This is a genomic window from Ruegeria sp. AH7 (genome assembly GCF_056541325.1).
Map to the genome: position 1 here is coordinate 86383 of NZ_JBQFYF010000003.1, position 21306 is coordinate 107688.

Annotated in this window: 20 protein-coding genes; 7 read left to right on the top strand and 13 right to left on the bottom strand. The window is 58.4% G+C overall.

Annotation, left to right across the window (positions count from 1 at the left end):
• Window positions 1-190: 190 nt before the first annotated feature.
• Window positions 191-550, bottom strand: a complete 360-nt coding sequence (locus ACR0JX_RS08645; RefSeq protein ID WP_353008959.1) for a flagellar biosynthesis protein FlgN — start codon at window positions 548-550, stop codon at window positions 191-193.
• On the bottom strand, window positions 540-809 hold the full coding sequence (locus ACR0JX_RS08650) for a rod-binding protein (RefSeq protein WP_170533505.1): 270 nt from the start codon (window positions 807-809) through the stop codon (window positions 540-542). The genes ACR0JX_RS08645 and ACR0JX_RS08650 overlap by 11 nt, the downstream gene beginning before the upstream one ends.
• Window positions 810-922: 113 nt before the next feature.
• On the opposite strand from ACR0JX_RS08650, the gene ACR0JX_RS08655 reads away from it, so the two are divergent.
• From ACR0JX_RS08655 to ACR0JX_RS08665, 3 genes are read left to right on the top strand one after another with little or no spacing between them, the layout of a single operon-like run.
• On the top strand, window positions 923-2149 hold the full coding sequence (locus ACR0JX_RS08655; protein ID WP_480543166.1) for a flagellar hook-length control protein FliK: 1227 nt from the start codon (window positions 923-925) through the stop codon (window positions 2147-2149).
• A gap of 2 nt (window positions 2150-2151) precedes the next feature.
• Window positions 2152-2814 carry a flagellar hook capping FlgD N-terminal domain-containing protein gene (locus ACR0JX_RS08660; protein ID WP_480543168.1) on the top strand — a complete coding sequence of 221 codons (663 nt, stop codon included), beginning with the start codon at window positions 2152-2154 and terminating at the stop codon, window positions 2812-2814.
• Window positions 2815-2872: 58 nt separating this feature from the next.
• A complete protein-coding gene (locus tag ACR0JX_RS08665) occupies window positions 2873-3739 on the top strand; it encodes a phosphotransferase family protein (RefSeq protein ID WP_480543170.1) in 867 nt (288 codons plus the stop codon).
• A 7-nt stretch (window positions 3740-3746) separates the two neighbouring features.
• On the opposite strand, the gene ACR0JX_RS08670 is transcribed toward ACR0JX_RS08665, so the two are convergent.
• From ACR0JX_RS08670 to ACR0JX_RS08690, 5 genes are all read right to left on the bottom strand, one after another.
• On the bottom strand, window positions 3747-5048 hold the full coding sequence (locus tag ACR0JX_RS08670; RefSeq protein WP_480543172.1) for an NAD(P)/FAD-dependent oxidoreductase: 1302 nt from the start codon (window positions 5046-5048) through the stop codon (window positions 3747-3749).
• Complete coding sequence (locus tag ACR0JX_RS08675) at window positions 5045-5863, bottom strand: ABC transporter permease (protein ID WP_170533516.1); 819 nt, start codon at window positions 5861-5863, stop codon at window positions 5045-5047. Before ACR0JX_RS08675 ends, ACR0JX_RS08670 begins: the two co-directional genes overlap by 4 nt.
• Window positions 5860-6750 carry an ABC transporter permease subunit gene (locus tag ACR0JX_RS08680; RefSeq protein ID WP_480543174.1) on the bottom strand — a complete coding sequence of 297 codons (891 nt, stop codon included), beginning with the start codon at window positions 6748-6750 and terminating at the stop codon, window positions 5860-5862. The genes ACR0JX_RS08675 and ACR0JX_RS08680 overlap by 4 nt, the downstream gene beginning before the upstream one ends.
• Window positions 6750-7877 (bottom strand): ABC transporter ATP-binding protein, encoded by a 1128-nt coding sequence (locus tag ACR0JX_RS08685; RefSeq protein WP_480543176.1) that lies wholly within the window; start codon window positions 7875-7877, stop codon window positions 6750-6752. Before ACR0JX_RS08685 ends, ACR0JX_RS08680 begins: the two co-directional genes overlap by 1 nt.
• Before the next feature lie 66 nt (window positions 7878-7943).
• On the bottom strand, window positions 7944-9029 hold the full coding sequence (locus tag ACR0JX_RS08690) for a polyamine ABC transporter substrate-binding protein (protein WP_480543178.1): 1086 nt from the start codon (window positions 9027-9029) through the stop codon (window positions 7944-7946).
• 176 nt (window positions 9030-9205) lie between these two features.
• On the opposite strand from ACR0JX_RS08690, the gene ACR0JX_RS08695 reads away from it, so the two are divergent.
• Together ACR0JX_RS08695 and ACR0JX_RS08700 are read left to right on the top strand one after the other, a co-directional pair.
• Window positions 9206-9853 carry a GntR family transcriptional regulator gene (locus ACR0JX_RS08695; RefSeq protein ID WP_480543180.1) on the top strand — a complete coding sequence of 216 codons (648 nt, stop codon included), beginning with the start codon at window positions 9206-9208 and terminating at the stop codon, window positions 9851-9853.
• Window positions 9854-9924: 71 nt separating this feature from the next.
• Window positions 9925-11322, top strand: coding sequence for an aspartate aminotransferase family protein (locus tag ACR0JX_RS08700; protein WP_480543182.1), 1398 nt, complete (start codon window positions 9925-9927; stop codon window positions 11320-11322).
• 298 nt (window positions 11323-11620) lie between these two features.
• On the opposite strand, the gene ACR0JX_RS08705 is transcribed toward ACR0JX_RS08700, so the two are convergent.
• Genes ACR0JX_RS08705 through ACR0JX_RS08725 form a run of 5 tightly spaced genes read right to left on the bottom strand, consistent with a single transcriptional unit; the run spans window position 11621 to window position 17907 of the window.
• Window positions 11621-12466, bottom strand: a complete 846-nt coding sequence (locus ACR0JX_RS08705) for a crotonase/enoyl-CoA hydratase family protein (RefSeq protein ID WP_480543184.1) — start codon at window positions 12464-12466, stop codon at window positions 11621-11623.
• Window positions 12463-13902, bottom strand: a complete 1440-nt coding sequence (locus ACR0JX_RS08710) for an aldehyde dehydrogenase family protein (RefSeq protein ID WP_480543186.1) — start codon at window positions 13900-13902, stop codon at window positions 12463-12465. Before ACR0JX_RS08710 ends, ACR0JX_RS08705 begins: the two co-directional genes overlap by 4 nt.
• Window positions 13903-13917: 15 nt before the next feature.
• On the bottom strand, window positions 13918-15522 hold the full coding sequence (locus tag ACR0JX_RS08715) for a class I adenylate-forming enzyme family protein (RefSeq protein ID WP_480543188.1): 1605 nt from the start codon (window positions 15520-15522) through the stop codon (window positions 13918-13920).
• Entirely contained in the window at window positions 15515-16306 is a 792-nt protein-coding gene (locus ACR0JX_RS08720; RefSeq protein ID WP_480543190.1) for a crotonase/enoyl-CoA hydratase family protein, read from the bottom strand. Before ACR0JX_RS08720 ends, ACR0JX_RS08715 begins: the two co-directional genes overlap by 8 nt.
• Window positions 16303-17907: a class I adenylate-forming enzyme family protein gene (locus ACR0JX_RS08725; RefSeq protein WP_480543192.1), complete on the bottom strand. Its 1605-nt coding sequence runs from the start codon at window positions 17905-17907 to the stop codon at window positions 16303-16305. Before ACR0JX_RS08725 ends, ACR0JX_RS08720 begins: the two co-directional genes overlap by 4 nt.
• Before the next feature lie 101 nt (window positions 17908-18008).
• Between ACR0JX_RS08725 and ACR0JX_RS08730 the strand changes: the two genes are divergently transcribed.
• Window positions 18009-18899 (top strand): LysR family transcriptional regulator, encoded by an 891-nt coding sequence (locus ACR0JX_RS08730; protein ID WP_480543194.1) that lies wholly within the window; start codon window positions 18009-18011, stop codon window positions 18897-18899.
• A 22-nt stretch (window positions 18900-18921) separates the two neighbouring features.
• Here the strand turns inward: ACR0JX_RS08730 and ACR0JX_RS08735 are convergent, their stop codons facing one another.
• Window positions 18922-20133, bottom strand: a complete 1212-nt coding sequence (locus ACR0JX_RS08735; protein ID WP_480543196.1) for an aminomethyl transferase family protein — start codon at window positions 20131-20133, stop codon at window positions 18922-18924.
• 152 nt (window positions 20134-20285) lie between these two features.
• Between ACR0JX_RS08735 and ACR0JX_RS08740 the strand changes: the two genes are divergently transcribed.
• Window positions 20286-21170 (top strand): LysR substrate-binding domain-containing protein, encoded by an 885-nt coding sequence (locus tag ACR0JX_RS08740; RefSeq protein WP_480543198.1) that lies wholly within the window; start codon window positions 20286-20288, stop codon window positions 21168-21170.
• Window positions 21171-21306: the final 136 nt, after the last annotated feature.

Genomic DNA, 21306 nt, shown 5'->3' on the forward strand with positions numbered 1-21306 from the left:
CGGGCGATTTGCGCCCATGTTCACCCCGCAGAGAACTGCAGGCTTGGCTGTCTTTCTGACCTGTGCGATGCGCCCTGTGGCCATTCGCGCCACCTGCTGATTTCAGGTGCAAGGACACTTTTGGCGCTGATCCCCTAACGGAGTGCTAAGATGTCCGATCCCGAAACTTCAGATTTGAATTAACACGGCACTAAGCCCGTTTTTCGAGCTTTGCGTGGCTGCGAACTGCAAAGCCGCTGCGTTGCCCGTCGGCCCCATAGGTGCTGAACTCCTGCCGTACGCGGCGCAGTTCGGCCATGCGGGCGGCAACGGCGCGGATGCCATCTGCCGCGCTGTTTAACAAGGCCTGGTTACGTTCGACCTTTTGCTGAACCCGAATCAGATCGGCACTGTCGCGTACCTGCAGATCATTGATCGCGCCGATCAGTTTCTCTTTTTCCGGCACCATATGCGTCAGGCGGTCCAGATCGCCATCCACCAGCGCAGTGCGTTCAAGATCCAGAATCTCTTCCAAAGATTTAATGAGCGTCATGCTTGGTTCAGCCGTCATTGAATTTCTCCATCATTGAATTGAACAGAATTTCGGACAGACCGACGCCGCCCGACTGGGCCAATTGCTGGGCCTGATGCTGGACAAGGAAAGATGAAAACTGATCCTCACCTGCACCCCCACCGAAGGAATCGCGCGATTCACCCAGCCCTGCGGATTTCAGCATCTCAGCCAGAAATGTCGCCTCAAGCTCGACCGCTGCGGCCTGCAGCTTATCTGCGTTGGTTTGAACCGGTTGGGGCAGCGCCGTGACCTTCATCGCTTTCTCCGAAATTTACATCGAACTTTCTCGATCAAAGGTGAAAGCAGTTAAAATAAACGTAACTTCCTGCGGGCAGATTTCTGATCAGACATGACGGAGCCCGGAGCAAAATGCCCAACCCGCTTACACTGATGACAGCTGCCACAACCTCGACCGTCAGACCCGAGGCGGGCGCAGAGAAAGCGCGCCATAACAAAGCCGGGAGCCAGTTTCAGGATATTCTCGATGAACAGGACGCACCACCTGAGCTGGAAATCTCGTCTGAAGATCTGCCAGAGGATCAAGATGCTCCGGTGGCGACCGAAACCGATATCCGCCCGGTCAAAGGTGATTCTTTGGACCCGGATGTAACTGAAGCTGACCCGGTACCGCGTCTCGGAACTCAAAACCCTGTCGAGGTGGGGCAAACAGAATTCACAATCACGCCAACACAAGTGCAGCCTGGGGATGAACTTATGGCACAGCAGGGACGTGGCGGGGCGGATATTCCGACAGAATCGGCACATAGCGTGATGCCCAAATCGAGGATCGGGCCTGCAGACCCAGCGCAGCAAGTTCAACCAAAGCCACAAGGGGAAACACTCGTGGCTCAAAAGGATGTGGCCAATCGTCCCGACACCAGTGTGATCGCGATACACACCGCTACAACGCAAGCAAAAGACAGGTCCGTCCAGATCGATGCGGTGCCTGCTGACAAAGCCCCGGATACGACTCCCACCGCCACGCAACCGCAAAAACCAGCACAAACTGTGCCCCACGGGGCAGTCGGCATCAGCGTCGCGCAATTGCAATTGAGCGCCACTGCCCGGCAGCGAGACGCAGAACAGGCTCTAAAAGTCGATACCAGCGAACCTATTGCTGCCTTGGGTGAGGAGCCCGTGTTGCAATCAGCCCGCGATTCGGCGGCACCGCTCAGCGCGCCTGCACAGGCGGCGCGGGCCGAGGTTGCGCGGGCAATCGCGGGCCAAATGGCCGCAGCCATACAGGCGCGGCCTGGCTCGGGCGCAATCGAAATTGCGCTGAATCCCGAGGAGTTGGGGCGCGTTTCCATTGTTCTGAATGGTCGCGAGGACGGGTTTCACCTGACAATTGCGGCTGAACGGCCCGAGACACTGGACCTGATGCGCCGCCATATCGCGGTGCTGTCCGAAGAGTTTCAGAAACTGGGCTATGGCGACCTGTCATTTGATCTCGGGAATTTCTCGGATTCGCAGCAAAATCCGCTCGATCACCAACAGGCTAACAGCTTCGACCTGACGCCCCAGGACCATGGTGCGCAGGCTGCACCGTTTCCAAAGAACACCGCCCCGGGCCGGGGCATAGATATGAGGCTTTGAACATGATCAATCCAACACAGGCCGCTCAGACATCGGTTCAGTCGCAAGCAACCTCAGGGTCAAAGACCAGTGCCATCGCCTCGGATTTTGAAACCTTCCTGTTGATGATGACAACACAAGCCCAGAATCAGGATCCGCTGGACCCGATGGACTCGGCCGAATACGCCTCGCAACTTGCGCAGTTTTCGATGGTGGAACAGCAGGTTCAGACCAATGATTTGCTGGCGTCACTCACATCCAGCATGGGCAGCCTGAACCTGGGCGAACTGGCGAATTGGGTCGGCATGGATGTCCGGTCAACATCCGGGTTCAGCTTCGATAGCCAACCGGTGACGCTGTTTGCGGCTCCGCATGAAGCTGCGGATCAAGCTACGCTGACCGTGCGGGACGCGGATGGAGAAGTGGTTTCCACCTCGGATGTCCCGCTTGATCAGACCGAGTTTACCTGGGCCGGCACCGACTCTGATGGCAACCCACTGCCGCCGGGCAACTACACCGCAACCCTTAGCAGCTATCAAGATGGAGAGCGCTTGTCTGAAACACCTGTCGCCTCATACGGCCGGGTGGTTGAAGCGCAGATTGGCACGGATTCGATCTTGCTGACCCTCGAAGGCGGGCAGATTGTTCCCACACATCAGGTGAGCGGGGTTCGATCAGGCGCTTGATCTGATCAGACACGCAGGCCAAACCTAGGCGGATCGCGATTCGCCCCTAGAACTGGTTTTGACCCTGCCAAACTTTTCCTCACCACCGCCTGATCTTGTTCAACAGCTTTCCGACCAAAAGCTGGTGCAAAACGATGCGCGTTTCGAAACCCTTTACGGCGGGCGGACCAATCAGGTCTGGAAGGTTCTGGGCGGAGACAGCGACCGCGTTCTGAAACTCTATCGTACGTCGTTGCAAAACCCGCTGTTTCGCAACGACGCCGCGCTAGAGGCACGATGCCTTACCGCATTGGAACCTACGGGGTTTGTGCCACGTCTATGCGCTGCCGGTGGCTATCATGCAGATCATTGGGTTCTGTACGATCATGCGCCCGGCACCCCTTGGGACGATGATCCCGCGCCCGTTGCATTGTTGCTCCGGCAATTGCATCAGTCAGCGGTCAGAGTAGCAGCGCCAACAGGCTGTAACGGGAGTGCCGATCTTGCGCGACATGGTCAAGACATCCTGGACCTTTGTGCCCCCGAAACCCGAAACAAACTGCTGAGCCTGAGGCCAGATCACGCAGTCGCACCAACAGCAAACCTATGCTTGATTCACGGCGACCCGGTGCCCGGCAATATTCTGGTCGCTGCATCCGAGCTGACGCTGATTGACTGGCAATGCCCTGCATTGGGCGACCCATGTGAAGACCTGGCAATGTTCCTGTCCCCGGCGATGCAACTGCTCTATCGGGGTGGGCCTTTGGACGGAGATCAGGAAAACCGCTTTTTAAGCGCTTACGGAGACCCCGACATCCTGTCTCGATACGAACAGCTTCGACCGTGGTTCGCCTGGCGCATGGCCGCCTATTGCCTGTGGCGGATGGAAAATGGTGCCCCGGACTATGAGCGCGGGTTTCAGCTTGAAGTTGAGGCGTTGTGTTAGCTGCACATCACCAATCAGCAACCGCCATAGCCGCATAGGCGGGCGGCAAAAGCGCACGCCGCATGCGCCCCAACGGGAACCGAGCGGGCGTTTGCGTCATCGGCTGTGGCAGACCCGTCGCCTGCCCCAAAGCCAATCGCGCCAACGCACGGCCACAGTAGGTGCCCATCGCAACACCGTTGCCATGAAACGCAAACCCCGCGAACATCCCAGGATATCCCGGAATGATACCTGCATAGGGCAACAGCGAACGTGAAAGACACACCATACCCGACCAGATATGGGTGATCTCAACCTCGGACCATGCCGGGAACATCCGTCTGAAATCCCGCTGCACCAAGTCCCTGATCGCCTTCTCGGACGCCTCGGAAGATCGCAACCCCCCTCTCATTCCGAACAGAAACCGCCCGTCCGGCATGAGACGGAAGTAGTGCAGAAGATGCCGCGTATCGTAACACATCTGGTCCGAGGTCCAGCCCTGCGCGGCCTTTTCGGCCTCGGTGAGGGGCCGTGTGACCAGAACCGTCGATTGCGCAGGCATATATCGGCCTGACATCCAATCGGGAACATCCTCGCTGGAATACCCGTTTGTGCAGATCAGCACCTGATCGGCCTGCACGCGCCCCTTGGGCAGCTCAAGTTCAAAACCGGATGAGGTTTTTTCGACCTTCCGCACGGGGCTGGTCTGACAAAACACCGCCCCCAATTCGGCTGCGGATTGAGCGAGCCCAAATAGGTATTTCCGAGGATTCAGACCAAACCCGACCGGAGTCGTGTATCCGCCAAGAAACGGGCCATTCAGGCCCAACCCCGGCAAATCCTTTTGCTCGTGCAAGGTGCCGTTTTGGTCTGCGGAACGGCGCAGTTTCGTCATCGCACGCGACGAATGCGCCAGCTGGGTCTCACCAACTGAATGCGTATCAGCCGAGATCTGATATTTCTCAAGCAAGGCAGCTACCAACGCGACGGCATCGTATTCTGCTTGTTCATAAGCGGCGGCACTGTCCTGCCCAAAGCGGCGCTCTAAGGCCCTGTGGCTCAGTTTTGATCCGCCCAGGCAACAGAAACCGCCATTGCGCCCCGATGCGCCCCAACCTGGGGTTTCCGCTTCAAGCACGGCGACCGAAGCTCCCGCTTTGGCAAGGTGCAACGCGGCAGATGTTCCAGTGAAACCACCGCCGATGATGGCGACGTCTACTCTCTGATCACCGTTCAGTTCCGGCCACTCAGGGTTGGGGCAGGTCTCATCCCACCAACAGCCCTCACGCGGGCCGGGGCCGTAGGTGTAGGCGGGATAGATGCGTTTCATTCGGCGCGGGCAGCGGCCATTTCATCCTGCCGCTGTCGCATCATCGCTCGTTTGGTGACCAGCGATGCGGTGATGACCCCCACCGTGACCACCGCAATCATGATAGTTGAAAGCGCGTTGATTTCCGGACTAACCCCAAGCCGGACCGCTGAGAAAATCTTGATCGGCAAGGTCGTCGCCGATGGGCCAGAGGTGAACGACGCAATCACCAGATCGTCCAGCGACAGGGTAAAGGCCAGCAACCAGCCCGAGATCACGGCTGGCGCGATGATCGGCAAGGTCACAAGGCGAAACGCCTGCGCGGGGGAACAGCCCAAATCCAGCGCGGCCTCTTCCAAAGACTGATCAAATGTCACAAGGCGCGATGAGACCACAACCGACACAAAGCACATTGAGAATGTCGTGTGTGCCAGAACGATGGTCAGAATACCCCGGTCCAAACCGATCCCGATGAACAGCAACAGCAGTGAGAGGCCAGTAATCACCTCGGGCATCACCAGAGGTGCATAGATCATGCCCGAAAACAGGGTTCGTCCAAAGAAGCGGCCCCCACGCACCAGCACATAGGCCGCAGCGGTGCCAAGTATCGTCGCCAATGTCGACGAAAACACCGCAACCCGGACGGTAACCCAGGCAGCGTCCAGAAACGCCTCGTTCTGGACCAGTTCGCCGTACCATTTGGTCGAGAAACCCGCCCAGACCGTAACCAGCTTGCTTTCGTTGAAGCTGAAGATGATCAGGATGATCATCGGGATGTACAGAAACGCAAATCCCAGCGTGAGCGAGACGGCATTGAACCAGCTTAGCTTGCTCATTGCTCGGCCTCCGTCTGTTTTTGCTGGTTGCGCTGGAACAGCACAATTGGGACCACAAGGATCAACAGCAGGACGACAGCCACGGCGCTAGCGACGGGCCAGTCACGGTTTGAGAAGAACTCTTCCCACAGAACCTTGCCGATCATCAGCGTACCCGATCCACCAAGGAGTGACGGGATCACGAACTCGCCAATCACCGGAATCATCACAAGGAAACAACCGGCGATGATACCGGGGCGCGATAGGGGGATCGTGACCAGCCAGAAGGCTTGCAGACGGGAACATCCCAGATCTTCAGCAGCCTCAATCAGGGATTCGTCCATTCGCTCCAGCGCCGAGTAAATCGGCAGGATCATGAAAGGCAGATAGGTGTAGACGATGCCAATATAGACCGCTGTATTGGTGTTCAGAATGGTCAGCGGGGTAGAAATAATACCCGTCCAGAGCAGAAGCTGGTTCAGGTAGCCCTCATTCGACAGAATTCCCATCCACGCATAAACGCGGATCAGGAACGAGGTCCAGAACGGCAGGATCACCAGCATCATCAGTGTTGGCCGCCATTCTTCGGGCGCGCGGGCCATACCATAGGCGATTGGATAGCCCACCAGCAACGTGAGAATAGTTGAAATCAGCGCGATTTTGACGCTGGACAGGTACGCTTTCCAATACAGGTCATCCTCGGTCAGCCAGATAAAGTTCTCGAAATCCAACTGGCTGAAGAAATCTCGGATGCCAGCCCACCCCTGTGACAGGTCCAGCGTCGGCGTATAGGGCGGGATCGCAAGTTCAGTGTCGGACAGCGATATCTTCAACACAATGAAGAACGGCACCATGAACAGCGCCAGCAGCCAGACATAGGGAACTGCGATCAGCAGGGCGCGACGCATCAGTTCGCCAGCAAAACCGCAGCCGTTGCTGTCCAAGACAGCCAGACCGGGTCTTCCCAAGTAAAGGATCGGCGCGAGATACGGCGCGTGTTGGCAGATTGCGCCTTGATGATCGTGCCGTTTGACAGTTCCACGTGATAGGTCGAGAGGTTACCAAGATAGGCAATGTCCAGCACTTTGCCCTGCACAGCGTTGATCGCCTCAGCCGGGCGATCGGTGGAGATTGTTACCTTCTCGGGCCGGATGGCCAGATGGCAGGATTGACCATTCGAAAGCTCAGTGCCCGATGTCGCAGTCAGGGGTGCCTGTCCTTCGGCCCAATCAATCTGATAAGTCTCATCCCCTGTCAATGTTGCACGACCTTCGATGATGTTCACATCTCCGATGAAGTCGGCCACGTAGACCGAGTTTGGATTTTCATAGATACGATCCGGCGTGGCAACCTGCATCAGTTTGCCCTGATCCATCACAGCTACACGGCTGGCAACGGTCATCGCCTCTTCCTGATCGTGGGTGACGATCACAAAGGTGGTGCCGGTTTTTTCTTGAATATCCATCAGTTCGAACTGCGTGTCCTGTCGCAGTTTCTTGTCCAGCGCGCCAAGGGGCTCGTCCAGCAGCAACAGCTTCGGAGCCTTCGCCAGCGACCGTGCCAGCGCGACCCGCTGCCTTTGCCCACCCGAAATCTGGTGCGGCTTGCGGCGGGCGAATTGTTCCAGCCGTGTCAGGCGCAGCATCTCCTCGACCCGATCCTCAAGATCATGCTTGGGCATGTTGTCCCGGCGCAAACCAAAGGCGATGTTGTCCCAAATGCTGAGATGCGGGAACAGCGCGTATGATTGGAACATCATGTTCACCGCCCGCTTATTCGGCGGGATCGGATCAATGTCCTGCCCGCCCAGCATGATATGCCCCTCAGTCGGGGTCTCAAATCCGGCCAGCATCCGCATCATCGTGGTCTTGCCGCAGCCCGAGGGACCGAGCAGGGCAAAGAATTCACGTTCGAAAATGTCCAGCGACAGGTTGTCGATGGCGGTGAAGCCCCCGAACCGTTTGGTGACATTCTGGAACTGGATCAGTGGTTTCGCCTGTGGATCATCCCAAGGCGCAAAGACATCAGCGTTCAAACCGGCCCCCGTATTTCTGTACGGTAAAGAAAAACGCGGGGCGTTGTTTCGCCCCGCGCTGCAAGATCAGGTGCCTGACTTGATCTTGGTCCACAAACGGGTCACGACCCGCTGTGTTTTCGACGGATAGGGCGTCGTGATATAGAGGTTCTGCATCGTCGCATCATCCGGATAGATCGCCGGATCGCCGATCACGTCTTCCTCCAGAAACTCCTGTGAAGCCTTGTTGCCGTTTGCGTAGTACACATAGTTCGACGCAGCAGCCATGTTGTTGGCGTCCAAGATGAAGTCCAGGAACTTGTGTGCGCCTTCAGGATTGGGCGCATCGGCAGGAATGGCCATCTGGTCGAACCACATCAGCGACCCTTCAGCGAAGGGATGGTATTCAATCTCGACACCATTGTCGGCCTCGGCCGCACGGTCCCGCGCTTGAAGGATGTCACCCGACCAGCCGACGGCCACACAGATATCGCCATTGGCCAGCGCATTGATGTATTCCGAGCTGTGGAATTTCTGAATGTATGGGCGCACCGCCGTCAGTACTTCTTCTGTCTTGGCGATGACATCCGGATCATGGCTGTCAGGGTCCTCACCCAGATACTGCAGGGTCATCGGTATCATCTCGGCAGGCGCATCCAGGAAATGCACACCGCAAGAGGCCAGCTTCTCCATATTTTCGGGTTTCAGAACCAGGTCCATGCTGTTCAGGGCCACGTCGTCGCCCAAAGCTTCTTTGACCTTGCCAACATTCACACCGATGCCGGTCGTCCCCCACATGTAGTTGATGGAATAGGCGTTGTTCGGATCATAGCCTGCAGTGCGATCCTGGATCACGTCCCAAAGGTTGCCGGAATTGGCCAGTTTGGCAGCATCCAGTTCCTGAAATGCTCCAGCCTGAATCTGACGCTGCAAGAACGTGCCCGACGGCACCACCACGTCATAGCCTGAACCACCGGCCAGCATCTTGGTTTCCAGAACCTCGTTACTATCGAAGACGTCATAGATCAGCGTCAGGCCGGTCTCTTCTTCGAACTTCGCCAGCAGGTCCTCGTCAATATAGTCGGACCAGTTGTAAACACGCACCTCTTCGGCAAAGGCTGCCGAAGTCCCCAATGCGATGACCGCTGTCAGCGTCAGCGTTTTGATTGTCATTTTTTTCTCCCTGCAAATGTCCGGGTATTTTCCCGGTTTTTCAGATTTGATCAAGTTTTGCGTTTTTCGATGGTACCGACTATGGTTTCACGAAGGGTCTTACCCCGCAAGAGACTGGTATCGAAACTGGAACCAGCCCATTGGATTTGATCAAAAATAAGGCAAATGCAGTACAGATGAGCGACACAAAAAGCCCCGTGCATGAACAGGTCTACCACACCCTCAAGTCGCAGATCCTGTTTGGCGATTTGGTTCCGGGGCAACCGGTTACAATCCAGGGTCTGGCCGATGCATTGGGTGTTGGAATGACACCAGTGCGCGAAGCGATTCGGAGGCTGATATCTGATGGGGCATTGGTGTTTCAGGGCAATCGACGTGTCAGTGTTCCACTGATTTCTGATTCGGATATTGACCAAATGAAATTTGCCAGAAGTTCAATAGAATCAGAACTTTCAAGACGCGCGACTCCCAATCTAAGCCCTGCTGATATTGATGAGCTGGAGCGGATCGACCAGCGTCTCGACAGTATGATCGAAGACGGCGACATCAACGGTTATCTTCGCTTGAACCATGCTTTTCACAAAGCGCTTTACGCCCATGCCCAAGCCCCGATTCTGCGTGACTTGGCCGAGCGGCTATGGCTCAGATTCGGTCCATCGCTGCGGGTTGTCAGTGGGCGATTCGGAACGCAAAGCATGCCTGATCGGCACAAAGACATCATCGCAGCGCTTCGCGAAGGAGATGCCAACAAAGCCGCTCTGGCCACTGCACAGGATGTTGAGCAAGGGATGGAGCTGATGATCGGCGCTCTGGCTCCAGCCTGAATCACGCGATTCGATTGACAGTAAAAAATTTGATCATATTGTGACCAGAAACTGCTTGAGGAGGTTTCAGGATGTCCACCATCACCAACCACATGCCCACCGCTGAGTTACAGGCCCTGGATGCGGCCCATCACCTTCACCCGTTCTCGGCCAATGGTGCATTGGGAAAGGAAGGCGCGCGTGTCATCACCCGCGCCAAAGGGGTCTACCTGACTGATAGTGAGGGAGAAGAAATCCTCGACGCGATGGCCGGTCTGTGGTGCGTGAACATCGGCTACGGGCGCGACGAACTGGCCGACGTCGCCGCGCGTCAGATGCGCGAGCTTCCCTACTACAACACGTTTTTCAAAACGACCCACGTGCCCGCCATTGCCTTGGCGGCCAAGATTGCCGAACTGGCACCGGGTGATTTGAACCACGTCTTCTTTGCGGCCGGTGGTTCTGAAGCAAACGACACCAACATCCGTCTGGTGCGCACCTATTGGGCCGAAAAAGGCCAGCCCGACAAGAACATCATCATCAGCCGCCATAACGCTTACCACGGCTCTTCGGTGGGCTCTGCCTCGCTGGGCGGTATGGCCGGAATGCACGCACAGGGTGGCATTCCGATCCCGAATATCCACCACATCAACCAGCCGAATTGGTGGGCCGAAGGGGGCGACATGACGCCCGAAGACTTTGGCTTGGCCCGCGCGCGTGAGTTGGAAGAGGCCATTCTGGAGCTGGGTGAAAACCGCGTCGCCGCCTTTATCGCTGAACCCGTGCAAGGCGCTGGCGGGGTCATTGTCGCGCCCGATACCTATTGGCCCGAGGTTCAGCGTATTTGTGACAAATACGATATCCTGTTGATCGCCGATGAAGTGATCTGTGGATTTGGTCGTACCGGCAACTGGTTCGGGTCGCAAACTGTCGGGATCAAGCCCCATATCATGACCATCGCCAAGGGCCTCAGCTCGGGCTATGCGCCCATCGGCGGGTCCATCGTCAATGACGAAATCGCCGAGGTGATCGGGGGAACCGAGTTCAACCACGGCTATACCTATTCCGGGCACCCGGTTGCGGCAGCCGTGGCGCTGGAGAACCTACGCATCCTCGAAGAGGAAAAGATCGTCGAGCACGTCCGCGACGTCGCCGCTCCTTATCTGAAGAAAAAATGGGAGGCTCTAGCTGATCATCCGCTGGTGGGTGAGGCTAAGATTGTCGGCATGATGGCCTCGATCGCACTTACGCCCGACAAGGCAAACCGCGCCAAATTCGCCTCGGCCCCCGGAACCGTGGGGTATATCTGCCGCGACCGTTGCTTTGCCAACAACCTGATCATGCGCCATGTTGGCGACCGGATGATCATCTCTCCCCCGCTGATCCTGACTCCGGCGGATATCGACGAGATGTTCATACGCATCCACAAATCGCTGGATGAGGCACAGGCTGAGATTCATGCGCAAGGGCTAATGAAGGCGGCGTCTTAGTCGGCTTTTCTTGGGTTGTAGTAAAGGCGGCTTTGACAGCCGCCTTTTTCTTTGGGATTTGGCCCCATGACAATGTCGGCTTCGAGCCCAAGCTGTAAATTCGTTTTCTGTGCTGCGTGCGCTCGCAGCGGACAAATTGCTGCGGATGCATTGGCAAAGGCGCTGTTTTGCGGCAGGAAAACCAGCCATTCGTTCGGAGTGCAGCGGGTTCTACCTATCCTATACTCGGGCGGCGGGGCTTTGTCGTAATTTGGCACGCCAACGCGAACGGTTGGTCCCAGGTAATTCGAGGTATTTGTCAATCGAAGGGCTTATTGCGGGTCCAATCAAACGTACCGTCGTCGCGTTCCTGCACCGCCCGCTTCCAGCCGACCTCTTCGACCCGGGCCTTGAAGTTTAGTCCTTCGGGTGAATGTCGCGTGATGCCGTCGAACACGGTCGCAAGGCGCTGTGTCTGGTTGATCTTTTCCTCGACGGCGGAATTTATCACCATTTTCTGCATGGCCAACTGGTTGATAGGTACCGTCGCCATGCGCGCAGCCAGCGCTTCGACCTCGTCATCCAATTGGTCATCGGGTACGGATTTCAGGACCAGCCCCATATTGGCCGCCTCAATTCCAGTCACCTTGTCGCCTGTGAACATCATCCGCTTGGCCTTTTCCGGCCCCAACCTGTGTACCCACATCGCCGTGGTCGGGCAGCCCCAGACGCGGGTGGGCATGTACCCGATCTGCGCTGTGTCCCCCATGATCGTCACGTCTGCACAAAGCGCGATGTCCGAACCGCCCGCGACGGCAAAGCCATGAACCTTGCAGATCACCGGCTTCATCGCCCGGAAGAGCGACATGAAGGCCTGCGTGTTGGCCCACATGAACTGGAAATCCTGCATCGGATCCCAGGGCATCTCCTGCACGACCTGGTTGGGGCCATTGCCTTCGGCATAATGGGCCAGATCGTAGCCCGCACAAAACGCCTTGCCGGCACCGGACAGCACCATCACGTGCACGTCCCGATCGGCATCCGCCTGCGCCACCGCTGCCGCCAACTCGCGCGGCAGATCGTCGTCGATGGCATTCATCACCTCAGGTCGGTTCAGGGTGATCCGCCCGATCCGGCCATCTTTTTCGTAAAGAACCTTTGTCATGCTCCCCCCCAGTCGCTGACGGCCTTGACCTCCAGAAACTCCTCCAGCCCCCAGACACCGCCTTCACGACCAGTACCCGATTGTTTCATTCCACCGAAGGGTGTTCCGGCCCCGCCGAATTTACCGTTCACTTCGACCATACCCGAGCGCAGCCGCCGTGCCACCCGGCGGGCGCGAGACTTGTCAGCGGTCTGGACATAATTGGTCAACCCATAAGGTGTGTCGTTGGCCAGTGTGATTGCCTCTTCTTCAGTATCGAAAGGTGTCATGGTAAGAACCGGTCCAAAGATTTCCTCACGCCAGATGGTCATGTCGGGTGTGACATCGGCAAAGACCGTGGGCCGGACGAAATGCCCGGTGCTCAACCCCTCCGGCTTGCCCATCCCACCGGCCACGAGCCTGGCACCTTCGTCGATTCCCTGCTTGAGGTAGTATTGGATCCTGTTGAACTGGACCCCCGAGACAACCGGGCCGATCTGGCGACCCTCGACATCGGCAGGGCCCACTTCGGTTTTCCCGGCCACCGCCCGGGCGGTTTCAACAGCCGCATCATAGATCGGGCGTTCCACCAGCATCCTTGTAGGCGCATTGCAGGACTGGCCAGTATTGTTGAAGCAGTGGCGCACGCCGCGTGTGACCGCCTTTTCATCGGCATCGGCAAAGATAATGTTCGCACCCTTGCCGCCCAGCTCCAGGTTGACACGTTTGACCGTATCCGCAGCGGCTTTGCTGATCGCGACACCAGCGCGCGTCGAGCCGGTAAAGCTGACCATATCCACATCCGGGTGCGCGGTCAGATGTGCACCAACTCCCGCACCATCCCCGTTCACGAGGTTGAACACGCCGGGCGGAAAACCGGCCGCGTCGATCATCTCGGCCAGCAGCATGGCGCTGAGCGGGGCCTGCTCAGCCGGTTTCAGCACCATCGTACATCCCGCAGCGAGTGCGGGCGCAACCTTGAGCATCACCTGGTTCATCGGCCAGTTCCACGGCGTGATCAGGGCGCAGACCCCGACCGGTTCATAGAGGATCATGTCACCCGGCGCGTGGTCGCCCAAAGGACACTCGAACGCGAAACCCTTTGCCGTGCGGATGGTGTTTTTCAGATGCCCGGCCCCGGCCCCCACCTGAGCCGTTTTCGCCAAGGCAAACGGCGCGCCCATTTCGTGGCTTATTGCCTGTGCCATTTCGCCCGCACGGTCCTTGTAGATGTCCATTAGCCGTTCCAGCGCGGCTATCCGCGCATCTGGCTTTGTCTTCGCCCAGCCTGCAAACGCGGCCTTGGCCGCGGCGATGGCCGCGTCAGCATCAGCGACACCACCCAAAGTGATCATGGCGATCTTCTCTTCCGTCGAGGGGTCTTCCACGGCCATTTCCCGACCGTCAATCGAAGCGACCCATTGTCCATTGATGTAATGTTTTGTGGCGTCTTGCATGGCGTGTCCTGTTGTTCAGAGTTCAGTGAATTCCCCGGCGACGAAACGGTCGCGGAGAACGAATTTCTGGATTTTGCCCGAGCCCGTCAGGGGAAAGCCCTCGACCTGCACCCAGACATTCGGGGTTTTCTGCGGCGACATGTTCGCGCGGCAGTAGGCATGCAACGCGGACCTATCCAGTGGTCCTGTGCCGCGGAGGAAGGCCCCGATCAATTCGCCCCATTTCGGGTCCGGCAGGCCAACCACAGCGACCTCGGCTACGCTCGCGTGTTCCAACAGGCAGTTCTCGATCTCGGCCGGGAAATGGTTCTCGCCGCCGCGGATGATCATCTCTTTGACGCGTCCAGTGACGGTGACGTAGCCGCGCGCATCCATCCGGCCCAGATCGCCGGTATGCAACCAGCCCTCTGCATCCACGGTCTCGGCAGTGGCTTTCGGGTTGTCATTGTATTCCAGCATGACACAGGGGCCGCGTGCGCAAATCTCTCCGATTTCGCCGATTGCCACGGGATGATTGTCAGCGATGTCCCGGATCGAGACCTCGGTTTGCGCAACCGGCTGGCCAGCCGTGTTGCAGATGTCGTCGATACTGTCTGACAAATGGTGTTGCGTGATCACCGGACAATGCTCGGTCTGGCCATAGAGCGTCGAAAACCCGGCGCCCATCAGGGTCTGCACCCGGCGCACCAATTCGGGGGCCACCATCGAGCCGCCGCAGCTGACAAGCTTCAGGGCCGACAGGTCGCGCGGGCGCTTTTCCTGCGCGTCAAGCAGCGCCACCACCATGGTCGGCACGCCAAGGATGATGTCCGCGCCGTTCGCTTCCAACCGGTCAAGCACAACATCCGGATCAAACAGGCTGACCAGCACCATTCGGCAGCCCGCCTGCAGGCAGCCAAGGGTGACCATACCGCAGCCCGAGGTGTGAAACATCGGCATGATGTTGACCCAGGTCGTCGCCTTGGTTGCGCCGCAACGGGACGCGTAGAAGCGCGCATTGTTGACCAGCCCGCGATGGCTCAGCACCGCCCCTTTGGGAAAGCCAGTCGTCCCTGACGTATACTGGATCATTGCGGCGTCGCTCGGGGTGACTTCGGGCAAAGCAGGCGGGCGGGCCCCTTCCGCGTAAAGCACGGCGCTGTCCATGCCCGTGACTTCGCGCACCGATGGGATACTCGTAGCGACCTCAGCCCCAATCCGGCCCATCGGGTTGCCGCGGAATTCCTCGACAAGGAACAGGGCAACCGCGCCGGACTGCTCCAAAACATAGGCCAGCTCGCGCGCCTGAAAGGCCGGGTTCGCTGTGACGAGCACCAGACCGGACAGCGCGCAAGCATATTCCATCAGGACCCATTCTGGGCTGTTGGGAGACCAGATTACCACCCGTTCGCCGGGCGCAAACCGAGTGGATAGCGCCATGGCCAGCCGCTCGGCGTCGGCCAGCAGTTCGGTATAGGTCCAGCGCCGCCCTTCTGATCCGTCCTGTCGGATTTCCACCAAAGCCTCGGCATCCGGTCGCTCCGCAGCCACCTCGCGCAGCAACGCTCCTATGGTGATCTCACGCGTTTCCATGTCGGACTGGGCCGGAACATGAGATGTCGCGAGCTTTAGGTCATACATCGCCGAAATCTCCACCCCGGCCCTTGCCTTTGGCGAACCGGGTGGCGCCTTCAATGCCTTTGGTGACCTCGGCCTTGCTGCCTCGCCATTCCTGCTGCAACGCATCGCGCATCGGCAATCCGTACTGAGACCGCACGGACTGGCGATCCGCCCGCATACAGCTTTGGGGGAAACGGGCGATGTCATGGGCCAGGGCTTCGGCTTTGGTTCGCGCGTCGCCTTCAGGCACGACGTATTCGCACAATCCAATCCGCAGCGCCTCATCCGCATCTACGCGCCGCCCGGTCAGGATCAAATCCATCGCGCGACCTTCGCCCACCAAGCGTGGCAAGCGCACCGTGCCGCCGTCGATCAGCGGAATACCCCAGCGGCGGCAGTAGACACCCATGAAGGCACTCTCTTCCATCACCCGGATATCGCACCAGAGCGCCAATTCCATGCCGCCTGCAACCGCTGGTCCGGAAACAGCGGCGATCACAGGTTTGGACAACTCCAACCGGCTGGGTCCCATGGCGGCCATCGGAGGTTCACCTTCCTCAGGGAAATCGAACGGATCAAGCGCCTCGGCCCCGGCAAGGGAAGCTGCATGTTTCAGGTCCCACCCGGCGCAAAAGGCCCCGCCTTCACCCCAGAACACCGCCACGCGCGCGGTCGTGTCTGCATCGAAAGCTTGGAATGCCTCAAAGAGGGCCGTGGCGCTTTCCGGGTCCATGGCATTGCGGGCTTCAGGGCGGGAATGGATCACGGTCCAGATTGGACCGTCCTGTTCAACGCGCACGCTCATTGCAGTACCTCTCCGTAATTGCCTGCGAGGAACTTCTCACGAATGGCGAATTTCTGCACCTTGCCAGAGCCTGTCAGAGGGAATTCCAGCACGTGGACCCAGACCGACGGCGTTTTCTGCGCGGACAGATGCGTCCGGCAATGGGTGCGCAATGCGTCAACGCCAGGTGCCGTGTCAGATAGGACGAACGCCGCGATCACCTCCCCCCATTTTTCATCAGGCAGGCCGACCACGGCCACCTGCGCCACGTTCGGGTGGGTTACAAGAACCGCTTCGATCTCGGCCGGGAAGTGGTTTTCACCGCCACGGATGATCATGTCTTTCACGCGGCCAGTCACCCGCACAAACCCCTGGGTATCCATCGTGCCCAGATCACCGGTATGCAGCCAGCCGTCTGCGTCGATAGCGGCGGCGGTTGCTTCTGGATTGTCATTGTATCCGATCATCGCCGCATAGGATCGCGCGCAAATCTCGCCCACCTCGCCAATCGGAAGCACTGTGCTGTCTTTGGTTGAGCGGATCGACACCTCGGTTTGCGGCAAGGGCGGGCCTGCGGTTTCCACGATCTGTTCAAGCGTGGCCTCGACCGGGTTCAGGCAGATCATCGGGCTGTGTTCCGTCTGTCCGAAGGCACTGAGCAAGTGACACCCCAGGCGGTCCCGCACCCGGCGAACCAGATCGGGCGGCACCGGTGCACCGCCTGTCGTAATGACCTCAAGCGAGGACATGTCGCGTGGGGTTCTACCCAGCGATTCCAGCAGATTGAACAACATGGTGGGAACGGCAAAACAGGTTGTGACGCCCTGTTCCTCGATCAATCGCGCAAAGACATCCGCGTCGAACCGCTTGATCAGCAGCATTTTGCAAGCGGCTTGAAGGCAGCCGAGCGCCCCTGTGGCACAGCCCGCCGTGTGAAAGAGCGGCATGAAATTGGCCCAAACCGAGTGCGGCCCAACCTGTTTGCGGGCACAGAAAAGTCGGGCGTTGTTCACAAGATTCTTGTGGCTGAGCACCGCGCCTTTGGGGAAACCAGTTGTTCCCGAGGTGTACTGAATCTGCGCGGCATCATCCGGCTGGACGTCCGGCAGCACGGCGGGCCGTTCTCCACGGGCGTAGAGCGCATCCTCGTCTTCCAGATTGACAACCTCGCGCAAAGCTGTGTTGCCGCTTATCGCCTCGCGCGCAATCTCAGCCATCGGGTTGCCCCTGAACTCATCAACCATGAACAGGCCAACAGCACCGGATTGCTCCAGCACATATTTGAGCTCGGAGGCCTGAAAGGACGGATTGGCAGTAACCAGAACCAGCCCCGCAAGACCGCAGGCATATTCCATGAAGATCCATTCGGGGATATTGGGTGCCCAGACGACGACCCGCTCGCCGGGCAAATAGCGCGTGCTGAGCGCCAGGGCCAATTGCTTGGACCGCTCCAGCAATTCGGCATACGTCCAGTGATCGCCGCAAAACCCGCTGTCATCCACATCCACCATGGCCATCGATGCCGGATGCCCCGCGGCAACCTCGCGCAGCAAGCTGCCAACGGTGATGTCGCGTATCTCGGCTCCGGGCTGTGCCGGGAAATAGGATGTTGTCAGCTTCACGACGGATGCCCCTGTTTTGCGTGATCGCGCAGACCATTGCACAGGCGCGACGCGCTGCATAATATCAATGGGTCATAAATTGATAACTTTTGGATATCGCTATGAACCTCACCCTGCGCCAGTTCCTTGTATTCAAGACCATCGTAGAAAGCGGTGGCTATCGGAAAGCGGCCGAGGTGCTTCACACCTCGCAATCGGCGCTCACCAAAACAGTTCAGTCGCTTGAGGCCGAGCTTGGATTTCCGGTGCTTGACCGCTCTTCCCATACCGTCGGAACGACCAAGGCGGGTGAGGCGCTTTATGCGCGGCTGGGTGAGCTTTTCGATCTGGTTTATCAGATCACCCAGAACGCCAGTGATGTCGCTGCCGGGCAACGGGGCAGCCTCAACATCACCTACACTGATTTTGCCATTCTCGGGCAGCTTCCCGAAATCATCGAAACCTTTCGCGGGCAGACGCCCAATGTGAAGATCGGCGTGCGGTTCTATCCCAGTCCAAGGCAAATCGAACTGCTGCTGAACGGCCAGGTCGATATCGCATTTATCTGGCACTTCATGGATCGGCTGCCGCCCGATCTGAACCATCGTCCGATCTCGCGCGAGGCTCTGGCTGTCGTCTTGCCTGACCATCACCCTCTGGCCTCGCGCGACGCCATCGACCTCGCAGAATTGCGCGATGAGACCTTTCTTGTCGGCGACACGCCCTGGCTGCCCTTTACCAATCTTGTACGTGATCTTTGCCTTGAACGGGGGTTTGTCCCCAAGACCGGGCAGGTCGCGTATCTGCGCGACGAGTTCTTTACCTTTGTTTTGCTGGGGATGGGCATTCTGATCTACCCCGAAAACGTGGTGCACGCGAAACGCGCGGGCCTCAGCGCCGTTCCCATCCGGGATGTGGGCAAGGTGGTCGACATTTCGGCTGTGTGGCATCGGGAGACACACAATCCGGCGCTTGCTGGGTTTCTTGATCTGTTGCCAGACCGGATTGCGTGACTCGTATTCGCCAAGACTGACCTCATTCTGCAGCGACCTGCTTTGTCGGGATATCCACTAGTCTACCGCGGGGGATCAGGCGGTCTGCATCATACATGGGCAGGGTACACAACTCGCCGCTCTGGGTGGATCCATCAGCGCAGAGCACGTCTACCTTTGTGCCCGGACCCTGCGCGGGGTCATCCATGCGCACGATGCAGACACCACAGCCCTGATAGGGCGAATAGCCCGAGGAGCAGACCCGGCCGACATCCTTGCCATCAATGGTCATGACGCGGCCAAGCTGCGCCACGCCGCCGGATACGCGCATGCCCCAGGTGCGGCAGGATTTATCGGCGGCTTCCAGTGCTTTGCATCCTACAAAGTCACGGTCGTCGAACTCGACAAAACCGCCAAGCCCTGCCTCAAACGGCGTCGTCTCCGCTCCGAAATCCGACCCGGCATTGAGCAATCCGGCCTCGATCCGCCGTGCGCGGAACACCGGCGTTCCGGTCAGCAGGATATCGAACGCAGCACCGACCTCCATGATCCGGTCGCCGATGGCCGGGATGTCGGTGTCGGGCAACATATAGACCTCCCAGCCGAGCTCATTGGTGAAGCCCGAACGGCTGATCCAGCAGGTCTGGCCCGCGATGGAGACCTCGGCGCAATCGAAATAGCGGAAAGGATCGGGCATCGGTCCGTCCAGTACCGCGGCTAGCAATTCCAGTGACCGCGGACCCTGAATCTGGCTGACCCAGACATTCGGGTCGTGGATTTTCACGTCCAGCCCCTCGGCGTGAGCCTTGTACCAGCTGAACAGGTCGCCGTCGGCCTGCGCCATCCAGAACCTATCCTGCGACAACCGTAGCAGCACCCCATCAGTGATCATGCCGCCATCGTGATAGCACGCAAATTGATAGGAGCAGCGACCCGGCTTTACCTTGCTGACGCTCCGTGTGAACACCTTGTTCAACAGGGTTTCGGCATCAGGTCCGCTGATCTCGATCGGCAACTCGCCGGTGTGGCGGAAAATGACATTGGTGCGCACGGCCCAATACATCTCGTCATCCGTGGCGGTGTCGAGTTTCTCTGGTGTCAGGCGCGAGTTGTAGAGCGTGTATTCGGGATCGAAGGGCAGTTCCATGTAGCTCAGTGGATGGGCAGGCATGGTGCGGGCAAGCTCGCGCGGGCGCGCGCCCTTGTTCAGCAAAGCCTTGGCAACGAAACGATAGTGAGAGAGGTCGGCTGTCATGTAATTCACCGTTCAGAGTTGTTAGACGCCTGCGGGTGATCTTCGACAAGGACAGATGGATGCCACGCATTAAGTTTTGGATATTCTGTAATGCGGCCTTGGCGCAAATCTAATGATTTGCACAAGTCGTTCGAAAAAATTAGACAATATTTATGCGCTTTCGTTCTTATGATGCCCTCAAGACCTTTGATGCCGTTGCCCGCAATCTGTCGATGACCAAGGCGGCGAACGAGGTGCATCAGTCGAAAGGGTCGATCAGTTACCAGGTGGGCAAGCTTGAAGCCGAGCTCGGCTTTCGCCTGTTCGAGCGTGCGCACGCCAAACTGGAATTGACGGAGGAAGGGCGCAGGTTGTGGCATGTGTCCCAAACGGCCCTGAGCCAGATCGACCGTGAAATCGAAGACCTGCGTGGCACCGCATCAGGCGCCGTGACCGTTGGCGCGCTGACCTACTTCTCGTCGCGGTGGTTATCGCCAAGGCTCACACGGTTCTTCGAGGCCAATCCCGGTATCAGCCTGCGGATCGAACCGATCAACTCCGTCAAGATGATGAGATCTGTCAAAGTCGACATGGCTATCCTCTGGGGAATTGGCGGCTGGGAGGGTCACAAAAGAGAACTTCTTCTGTCCCTGCCTGCCGTTCCAACTGCCAACCGCGCAGTCGCAGAGCAGGTAAGGCAGCTTGGTCTAGCCGAGGCGGTCAGGCAGCTTCCGCTCTTGGGCGACAGCTCGGGCGATGAAGGTTGGCGCGCCTGGCATCAAGCCGCGGGGCTGCCCTACTCGCCCAGCCGGTCCAGCTTGACCATCCCAGACTCGAACAGCCGGGTTCAGGCGGTCGTGGATGGCCAGGGGATCGCCCTTTGGGATGATCTGGTCGGGCCCGAATTTGGCGATGGAACGCTTGTCAGATTGTCCGATGTCAGAATTGAAAACGCGGGTTACTTTGTCGTTTTCACGGAACGGCAGATGTCTCAGGGTGCGGAGGCATTCTTGGACTGGTTACGGACTGAAAATGATCGCAGCGATGGGTCGGCCTAGAATCCTGCGGGTTTGTTGCTCTTGAACGGCCGGTTTAGAGAATACCCGCCGCGCCGCCGAATTTATCCCTCAGCATGAGCGAGAGCTTTCTGCGTCAGCAATAGTGGCATGTGCGCAAGTCCGGTTTGTCCCGCAT